Origin of the sequence: Granulicella sp. L60 (genome assembly GCF_009765825.1) — a bacterium.
Classification (GTDB): Bacteria; Acidobacteriota; Terriglobia; order Terriglobales; family Acidobacteriaceae; genus Edaphobacter.
This window is the reverse complement of record NZ_LMUR01000010.1, coordinates 500,948-509,772: the sequence shown is the minus strand read 5'-3', so window position 1 is coordinate 509,772 and position 8,825 is coordinate 500,948. Positions and strand designations below refer to the sequence as shown.

The window sequence follows — 8,825 nt, the reverse complement described above, 5'->3', positions numbered from 1 at the left end:
GAAGCCGAAGCGACTAAATATTGCCTTTGCTTTTGCCGTTGTCTGTCTTCACCAAACCACCCAAACCTCCCAAAACCCTGTCAACCCCCAAACCCACCAAAACCCGCGCCAAACGCGGACATACACGTGACGTACTAGTTATCCCCCAACCGCTATACTGAATACAGAGCATAAAAAAGCCCCGACAAAGTCGGGGCTTTCCCTATTAACCACCTAACCCGTTTAGAAAGAAATATTTACCCGCAACCCGCATAGAATGAATATTTTACAAGGAGCAAAAATCGCAAGTCCAACAAAAGGGATAGCTTAGCTACACCCACCCCCAGGGGGAGGGGTACCCACCAGACCAGCCTAATCGTTAACGTCCTGCTGCTGCTGAGCCATCTGCTGCTGCCGCGTAGGCGGCGGAGGCTGCTCCGGCAACTGCGTCGCCTTCTCCACTAGGATCGACCAATCCTCCGGCACCGGCAGCTCCTGATCGAGCGACGGCGTCCCCAAACTAGGCGTCACACGCACCGCAACCGTCAGCTCGCTGTTCGCCCGGCCGCGAAAGATGCCATGCGTCGGCGGCACATCGGAGTAGTCACGCCCAATCGCCGTACGGATATGGCGATCCCCGGCCACCAGCCAGTTCGTAGGATCGAAGCCCACCCAGCCAAGGTGCGGAATCAGTGCCTCGATCCACGCATGCGTCGCCGAACTGACCGACCGGTCCATGTCGCTCTCACCGTGGAACAGGTATCCGCTCACATAGCGGCACGGAATCCGCAGCTTCGTCCGCACCAGCGTGATCATCACGTGCGCAAAGTCCTGGCACACCCCCGCGTGTGTGCTCAGTGCCAAATCGATAGGCGAGTCCACCTTGGTGGACTTCGGTCTGTAGTCGAAGTACTCGTAGATCTGCTGATTCAGGTGATGCAGCACCATCAGCGGATCGTCTCTGCGGCGAACGTCCAGATGCGCCGCTAGACTATCCAGCGCCGGTGTCGGCGTGGCAAACTCGCTCGGCAGCAGCATCTCCCAGTAGTCGCCCTGTTCGACCATCGCATCCAGGTCCGCCCAGGCATCCGGCGCCAGAAAGGCCGGAATCTGTGCCGACGGCTGCACCTCCACCAGCGACTCCGCCACGATCACCAGCTGTCCATGCTGCCCCGGAATGTCGAAGTGGTGAACGTGGTTGGCCAGATGGTCGCGGTAGCTGAACACGCGACATCGCGGACTGACGGAGAGATGAAAGGTAAGACAGCGCTGGTTCTGATCGCTGCGCGGATGCATCCGCGTCTCCATCATGCTCTCGCTTACCGAGTTGCTGTACAGGAACTTCGTCAGATGGCGAATCGAATAGTACATGGCTGGCCCTCCCAAACGGTTCGTTACAACGACAGTTACCCGGCCAATGCAGCCTGGATCGAATAGTCGACGTAAAGTTCGTAGATAGTCTCATGGATCGAGCGGCACTGAGCCTGAATACTCTTGAGATACCCCACCACGTCCTGATTCAAAATCTCATCCACCGAACTGTAGTTCAGCGACGCCTGCAAACGTCCACCAAGACGCCGCAGTGCCTCCGCCCGATACTTGCCGCTGTCGCCCTGAATCTTCTCGAGCGCACACTGCAGACTGTCGATCGAGAACCGCACCGAATGCGGAAACTCCTCGTCCAGCAGAAGGAACTCGAAGATCCGATCCGGCGTCAGGTCCGCCGTATAGACCTTGCAGTAAGCCTCAAACGCAGTCGCCGAGCGAAGCAGACCCATCCAGTCGAGATACTCATTCCCCTCAGCGATGCGCTCCGGATGCTCCCACAGATCCACATGGTAAGCCTCCAGCAGCAACGCCGTAGCCGAAGCCCGCTCGATGTATCGCCCGACCTGGATGAACTGCCAACCCTCGCCATGGTTCATCGTCGAGTCCGTAACACCCTGGAACTGATGGACAGCCTCCATCACCGACTGGAGAAACTCCGTAGGCTGCGCCATGCCCGACACCAGTGCACCTTGCCGATGATTCTGCATCTCCGGTCCCGTGACCTGCAGATACAGGCTATTCAGCCGGTGCCACTGCTCCGTCGAAATTTGTTCGCGCACATGCCGAGAGTTCTCACGCGCCGAGATGATGCAGGAGAGAATCGACGCCTTGTTGCCCGTCTCGAAGATCAGCGACTGAGTCAGAGCATACGGATCGCCGGCCCACTCAATGTCCTTCGGCCTGCCAAGCGCCTGCAGCACGCGCTGCCAACGCCGTTCCGCACTCGTCGGCCCCTCATCCAGCATAAGGTTCAAATTCACATCCAGAAGACGCGTCGTATGCTCGGCGCGTTCAAGATACCGGCTCATCCAGTACAGACTATCGGCAACACGTGAAAGCATCGGTATCTCCCTTCACTGGCTCAGCACCCAGGTATCTTTACTTCCGCCGCCCTGCGACGAGTTGACCACCAACGAGCCGCGGTTCAGCGCAACTCGCGTCAGACCGCCAGGCACAATCGTCACCTTGTCGCCATAGAGAACGTAAGGACGCAAGTCCACATGGCGAGGCTCCAACTCATCTCCAATCAGGCATGGCGCGCGGGAGAAGGAGATCGTCGGCTGCGCGATGTAGTTACGCGGATCAGCTTCGATCTTGCGCGCAAACTCATCCTGCTGCGCCTTGGTTGACTGCGGACCGATGAGCATTCCGTAGCCTCCGCTCTCGCCCACAGCCTTGACGACAAGCTTGTCGAGGTTCTGCAGGACGTGCTGACGTTCCTTCGGACGAGTGAGAAGAAACGTCTCCACGTTCTTCAGGACAGGCTCTTCGCTGAGGTAATAACGGATGATGTCGGGAACGTAAGCATAGAGCGCCTTATCATCTGCGACACCTGTTCCGAAGGCGTTGGCAAGCGTTACGTTGCCAGCACGATAGGCGTTGAACAGGCCTGCGACACCGAGGATCGAGTCGCCGCGGAAAGCAAGAGGATCGATGAAGTCGTCGTCAACGCGGCGGTAGATGACATCGACGCGGCGGAGACCGTTAGTGGTGCGCATGTAGACGACGTTGTCGTGGGTGACGAGATCACGACCTTCTACGAGCTCGATACCCATCTGGCGAGCGAGATAGGCGTGTTCGAAGTAGGCGGAGTTGAAGACTCCGGGTGAGAGGAGAACGATGTTCGGCTCTGGCCTGCCTTCGGGAGCGAGTGAACGCAGAGTACCGAGAAGAAGCTGGGTGTATTGCTCGATGGGCCGCACGTTGTAGCTGCGGAAGAGCTGCGGGAAGATGCGCTTCATGACGCGGCGGTTGGTGAGCATGTAGCTTACGCCGCTGGGAACGCGCAGGTTGTCTTCCAGCACGACGAACTCACCATTCTCGAGCCGGATGAGATCGGTGCCGCAGACTGCGATGTACACGTTGCGTGGAACCTGAAGTCCGGCCATCTGGCGGCGATAGTGCCTGCAGCTGTAGACGACCTCGCGGGGAACGATTCCGTCGTCGAGAATGCGGCCTTCGTTGTAGATGTCCTTGAGGAAGAGGTTGAGAGCGGTGATGCGCTGGGTGAGTCCGTGCTCGACCGTTGCCCATTCGGCTGCGGTGACGATGCGAGGGATCAGATCGTACGGAAAGATCTTCTCGGTGCCTTCTTCGCGGCCGTAGACGGTGAAGGTGATGCCTTGATTGAGGAAGCTGAGATCGGCTGCCTGTTTGCGGCGCTGCAACTCGTCGGAGGGAAGCGCGGCGAAGTGTTCCAGCAGAGGCTCATAGTGCGGGTGCAGATTGCCGGGACCTGAGAACATCTCATCGTAGGCGTGATCCAGCAGATAGTTCTTCAGCGCCGCTTGCTCGAACTGGAATGACTGGGCTGGATGCATTGGGAGCCTTGAGTATAGCGGGATGGTCGAAGGTCACAAAGTACAACCAATGCTTTTATGGCTCGATTTCTATTCTTTTCAACCAGATGAAACCAGATGGTGTGGGATGGAAGATGTGCGGTCATTTACCGGATCTTGTTGGTTGGAGCAAACTTCCAGAGACTGTATGACCGTAACTAGGATAAACTAGAAGGGACGCGCATTTTCCCCGAAAATCCACATTCAAGCGCACAGACAGGACATACAACGCAGTGAGCAACTCAACCGCAGTAGCCGTTACGCCAATCTTCAACATCGCCATCATCGCCCACGTCGACCATGGCAAGACGACTCTGGTCGATGCCATGCTGCGCCAGAGCGGCACGTTCCGCTCGAACGAGGCAGTTACCGACCGGGTCATGGACTCGAACGATCTTGAAAAAGAGCGCGGCATCACGATTCTCGCGAAGAATACCGCACTTTACTATCACGACAACAAGATCAACATCGTCGACACCCCTGGCCACGCCGACTTCGGCGGCGAGGTGGAGCGCGCGCTGAAGATGGTCGACGGCGTGGTGCTGCTGGTCGATGCCTCGGAGGGCCCGCTGCCTCAGACGCGCTATGTGCTCTCGAAGGCGCTCGAGGCCGGACTGACGCCGATGGTGGTCATCAACAAGATCGACCGTCCGGACGCTCGGCCCCAGGAGGTCTTGAACGAGGTCTATGACCTGTTCATCGACCTGGATGCCGACGAGTCCGTGCTGGACTTTCCCGTGCTTTATACGAACGGCAAGCTGGGCACGGCTACCAAGGACCTGAACACTCCGGGAACCGACCTGCAGCCTCTGTTTGAGCAGATCGTTCAGACCATTCCGGTCTCGAAGGGCGATCCCGAGGGCACGGTTCAGATCCTGGTGACGAACCTCGACTACTCCGACTACCTCGGACGTCTTGCGATTGGCCGCGTCTTCAACGGCACCATGCGCACGGGCCAGGAGTACTCGGTCGCCAAGATCGACGGCACGTTTACCAAGCACAAGATCACGAAGCTGTTCAGCTTCTCGGGGCTGAAGCGGACCGACATCGAAGAGACCCAGGTGGGCGACATCGTTGCGATCGCCGGAATCCCGGGCATCTTCATCGGCGAGAGCTTCTGCGACATCGAGAATCCGCAGCCGTTGCCGCAGATCATCATCGACGAGCCTACGATTGCGATCCAGTTCAACGTCAACAACTCGCCGTTCGCCGGACGTGAGGGCAAGTTCGTTACCTCGCGGAACCTGCGCGACCGCCTGGAGAAAGAGCTGCTCACCAACGTCTCGCTGAAGATGCAGGACACGGGCTCGCCGGACTCGTTCAAGGTGCTTGGACGCGGCGAACTTCAGCTTGGCATCCTCATCGAGATGATGCGTCGCGAAGGCTTCGAGATGATGGCCAGCCGTCCTGAGATCGTCACCAAGCGCGTGAACGACGAGCTGGTCGAGCCGGTCGAACATCTCTCCATCGACGTGCCGGAGAACTTTGTCGGCACCGTGATCGAGCGTCTCGGGCCGAGAAAGGGCGAGATGACGAAGATGATCAACCACGGCTCAGGCCGCGTCCGGATGGAGTTCCGCATCCCGAGCCGAGGCCTGATCGGTCTGCGGTCGGAGATGTTGACCGAGACCCGCGGCACGATCATCATGAACTCGATTCTGGACGGCTATATCGCCTACCAGGGCGAGATTCCGCAGCGTCAGTCGGGCGCGCTGATCTCCGATCGTCAGGGTTCGACGACGGCGTATGCGCTTGAAGGCTTGCAGGATCGCGGCGTTCTGTTCGTTGGCGACGGCGTTGAGGTGTACGAGGGCATGATCGTCGGCGAACACAGCCGGGACAACGACCTCGACGTAAACTGCGTGCGCGAGAAGAAGCTTTCGAACATGCGTGCCTCTGGTTCGGACGACGCGGTTCGCCTGGTTCCGTTCAAGCCGCTTACGCTTGAGCAGTGCATCGAGTTCATCGCGGACGACGAACTGGTTGAGGTGACGCCGAAGTCGCTGCGTATGCGCAAGAAGGTGCTTCAGGCGAATCGCAGGCCACGTAAGGGTTCGAGTAACGAGTAGTTTCTTCTTATCTAGGTTGAAACGGCTGGACCCTGCCTATGGCGTGGTCTGGCCGTTTTTTTTGGGGGGGTACCCCACCCCCTGGGGGGTGGGTATGGCTAAGTGACTCCTTTTCATGGATTTGCAATTTTAGCTCCTTGCAAAATATTCATTTCATGTGGGTTACGGGTAAATATTTCTTTCTAAATGGGTTAGCGTGGAAATGGAAAAGCCCCGACTTTTGTCGGGGCTTTTTTATGCTCTGTATCCAGTATAGCGGTTGGGGGATAACTAGTACGTCATGCGAATATTCGCGGTTGGTGCGGGTTTTGGATGGTTTGGGGGTTGACAGGGTCTTTGGAGGTTTGGGTGGTTTGGTGAAGACAGACAACGGCAAAAGCAAAGGCAATATTTAGTCGCTTCGGCTTCGCCTTTCGCTCCGGCGTTACACCCCATCGAGCAAAGAACGCTCGTTGGGGACCCCGTCTTCGACAGAGTGGAGGTCGCTTTGCGACGCTGGGATAGAGCGAGGCTGAAGCCTCGCTCTATCCCAGATGCAGCGGCAAAGACAAAGGCAACAGCAAGAACAACAGCAAAGATAAAAGCAGATCCCCTCGGGATGACAAACAAAGGGCAAGCAACTGCAACGGCAACAACAACCGCAGATCACTATGGGATAACAAACAAAAGTACAGGCAAGGATAAGAGCGATGGCAACGGCAGATCCATCGGGGATGACAAACGAAGGGTTAAGCAGTTGGTGTGGCAGTATGATCGTGACGGCTCAGAGTATGAGGGTGGTGGGTGTGGCTATGGTTGGCGCAGGCGAGAGTTCCGCGGAGGAGACAGCGAGGGCGTTTGGCTCGATTCGTACGGAGTCGGGCGCTACGCTGCTGGAGTTGGCGGAGGCTTCGCCGGTGTTGCTGGTGTTTCTGAGGCACTTTGGTTGCTCGTTTTGCCGTCAGGCGATCAGCGATGTGGCGGATCTTCGGGGTGAGCTGGATCGTCGCGGGGTGCGTCCGGTGTTTGTTCATCTGGGCACGCCAGAGCGGGCGAGGCCGTTCTTTGAGTACTACGGGATCGGGGATGTGGAGAGGGTCAGCGATCCGGAGGCGACGATCTACAAGCGGCCTGAGTTCGCGTTGGGGAGGGTGCATCCTGCGTTGAGCCTGTTGCTGCCGAAGGTGTGGGTGGGGTGGTTGAAGGGTGCGCTCTTCCGGCATGGGATTGGGAAGATTGTGGAGGATGGGCATCAGATGCCAGGGATCTTCTTTTTGAAGGGGACGACGATTGTGCGGCAGTTCCGCTATCGCACGATTGCGGATGAGCCGGACTATTTGAAGCTGGTGGGCTGAGGCTGGTTAGGAGGCATCGACCCTGATGTCGTTGCTATCGGTAGGCACAGGGCGTTTGTCATTCCCTAGGCCATCGACTGATTGCTGTTTTCGTGTTGTTCGTCTCACCGGCGTCTCCCGAAGCCGCTCTTAGTCAGCCATACCTGTTGCACGGCAAAGGGTCGCGACAGTACATTTGGGCAAACTATATTTAGGCAAACATGGAGGAGTGATGAAGATGCAACGCCGTGAAGTGCTTGGGGTACTCACCGCTGCTGCGGGATCGGCACTGCTGCCGGGGTCTTTTGCGATCGGAGAGCCGACGCCCGGCGCGAACTCTCTGCCGAAGGAAAAGGTGACTGGTATCGGCGGCATATTCTTTCGCGCGCACGATCCCAAGATGTTGGCGCAGTGGTATCAGGACCACCTTGGCGTCTTCGTCACTCCGCAGAGCAAAGATGATCCGGTGTGGAATCAGCAAGCCGGACCGACGAGTTTTACACCCTTTTCTGAGAAGACCAATTACTTTGGCGACGAGACGAAGCAGTGGATGATCAACTTTCGCGTGGGCGATCTGGATAAGATGGCCGCACAGCTTGAAGCAGCGGGTATCGCAGTGAAGGTGGACCCCACGACCTATCCATACGGTCGCTTTGCACGCACTCATGATCCGGAAGGCAATCCGATCGAGCTGTGGCAGCCGCCGAATACGGCTGCCATGAAGTGACGACTAGAAAAACAGATGCAACGGCAGACGCAGATTCTCTTCGGAACTGACAGCAGCCGGGATCAGAGGTTGAGTTTTTTGAAGACGCGCTCGGGGATGTTGCGGATGATGAACATGATGGGCTGCCACTGGAAGGGGACGTAGAGCGAGTCCTTTTTGGCGGCGATGGCTTTGACGATGGATTCGGCGACGGCGTTGGGGTCGGCGAACTTTTCGCTCTTGGGCATGCCAGCGGTCATGGCGGTGCGGGTGGGGCCGGGCTTGATGCTGAGGACGGTGACGCCTTCGCGGTCGATGCGGTTGCGCAGGCCGCCGAGGAAGGCGGAGAGGCCGGCCTTGGAAGAGCCGTAGACGTAGTTGGATTTGCGTCCGCGGTCTCCGGCGACCGAGGAGATGACGGCGAGGGTTCCGAGCTGGCGCTGGACGCAGTAGTTGGCGAGCCAGGTGAGGAGCGAGACGGGGGCGACGAAGTTGGTGTGGAGGATCTGGGCGGCTGTGTTGAAGTCGCGCTCTGCTTCGGCCTGGTCGCCGAGGATGCCGTGGGCGAGGTAGGCGACGTCCATGCCGGTGAGGGAGTTGATGGCGTGGGCGAGGAGCTCGGGGTGCTTCTCGGTGTCGTCGAGGTCGGCGACGGCGGTTTCGACGTAGGTGGCGCCGCGGGTCTTGAGATCCTGGGCGACAGCGGCGAGTTTTTCGGCGTTGCGGCCGACGAGGAAGAGGCTTGCGCCTTGCGAGGCCCAGATGCGGCAGGTGGCTTCGGCAATGCCGGAGGTGGCGCCGAGGACGAGGATCTTCTTGGGGGTGCTGTTTGGGGTGGGGCTCATATGTCTATTGTGTCCAGTCTAAGGAA

At 58.3% G+C, this 8,825-nt stretch carries 7 protein-coding genes; 3 read left to right on the top strand and 4 right to left on the bottom strand.

What is annotated here, in order from left to right:
- Positions 1-351: 351 nt before the first annotated feature.
- Genes GSQ82_RS05325 through GSQ82_RS05315 form a run of 3 tightly spaced genes read right to left on the bottom strand, consistent with a single transcriptional unit; the run spans position 352 to position 3,797 of the window.
- Positions 352-1,350 (bottom strand): transglutaminase family protein, encoded by a 999-nt coding sequence (locus tag GSQ82_RS05325; protein ID WP_158790958.1) that lies wholly within the window; start codon positions 1,348-1,350, stop codon positions 352-354.
- Between the two features lie 35 nt (positions 1,351-1,385).
- Positions 1,386-2,369 carry an alpha-E domain-containing protein gene (locus tag GSQ82_RS05320; RefSeq protein ID WP_158790957.1) on the bottom strand — a complete coding sequence of 328 codons (984 nt, stop codon included), beginning with the start codon at positions 2,367-2,369 and terminating at the stop codon, positions 1,386-1,388.
- Between the two features lie 12 nt (positions 2,370-2,381).
- Positions 2,382-3,797 carry a circularly permuted type 2 ATP-grasp protein gene (locus GSQ82_RS05315; protein ID WP_371417167.1) on the bottom strand — a complete coding sequence of 472 codons (1,416 nt, stop codon included), beginning with the start codon at positions 3,795-3,797 and terminating at the stop codon, positions 2,382-2,384.
- Between the two features lie 302 nt (positions 3,798-4,099).
- On the opposite strand from GSQ82_RS05315, the gene typA reads away from it, so the two are divergent.
- The 3 genes from typA (at position 4,100) to GSQ82_RS05300 (ending at position 7,975) form a co-directional block, all read left to right on the top strand.
- Complete coding sequence (typA, locus tag GSQ82_RS05310; RefSeq protein WP_158790955.1) at positions 4,100-5,935, top strand: translational GTPase TypA; 1,836 nt, start codon at positions 4,100-4,102, stop codon at positions 5,933-5,935.
- 689 nt (positions 5,936-6,624) lie between these two features.
- Positions 6,625-7,269 (top strand): AhpC/TSA family protein, encoded by a 645-nt coding sequence (locus GSQ82_RS05305; protein ID WP_158790954.1) that lies wholly within the window; start codon positions 6,625-6,627, stop codon positions 7,267-7,269.
- 217 nt (positions 7,270-7,486) lie between these two features.
- On the top strand, positions 7,487-7,975 hold the full coding sequence (locus GSQ82_RS05300) for a VOC family protein (protein ID WP_254061438.1): 489 nt from the start codon (positions 7,487-7,489) through the stop codon (positions 7,973-7,975).
- A gap of 62 nt (positions 7,976-8,037) precedes the next feature.
- Here GSQ82_RS05300 and GSQ82_RS05295 read toward each other — a convergent pair whose 3' ends face one another.
- On the bottom strand, positions 8,038-8,799 hold the full coding sequence (locus GSQ82_RS05295; RefSeq protein WP_158790952.1) for an SDR family oxidoreductase: 762 nt from the start codon (positions 8,797-8,799) through the stop codon (positions 8,038-8,040).
- Between the last annotated feature and the right edge of the window lie 26 nt (positions 8,800-8,825).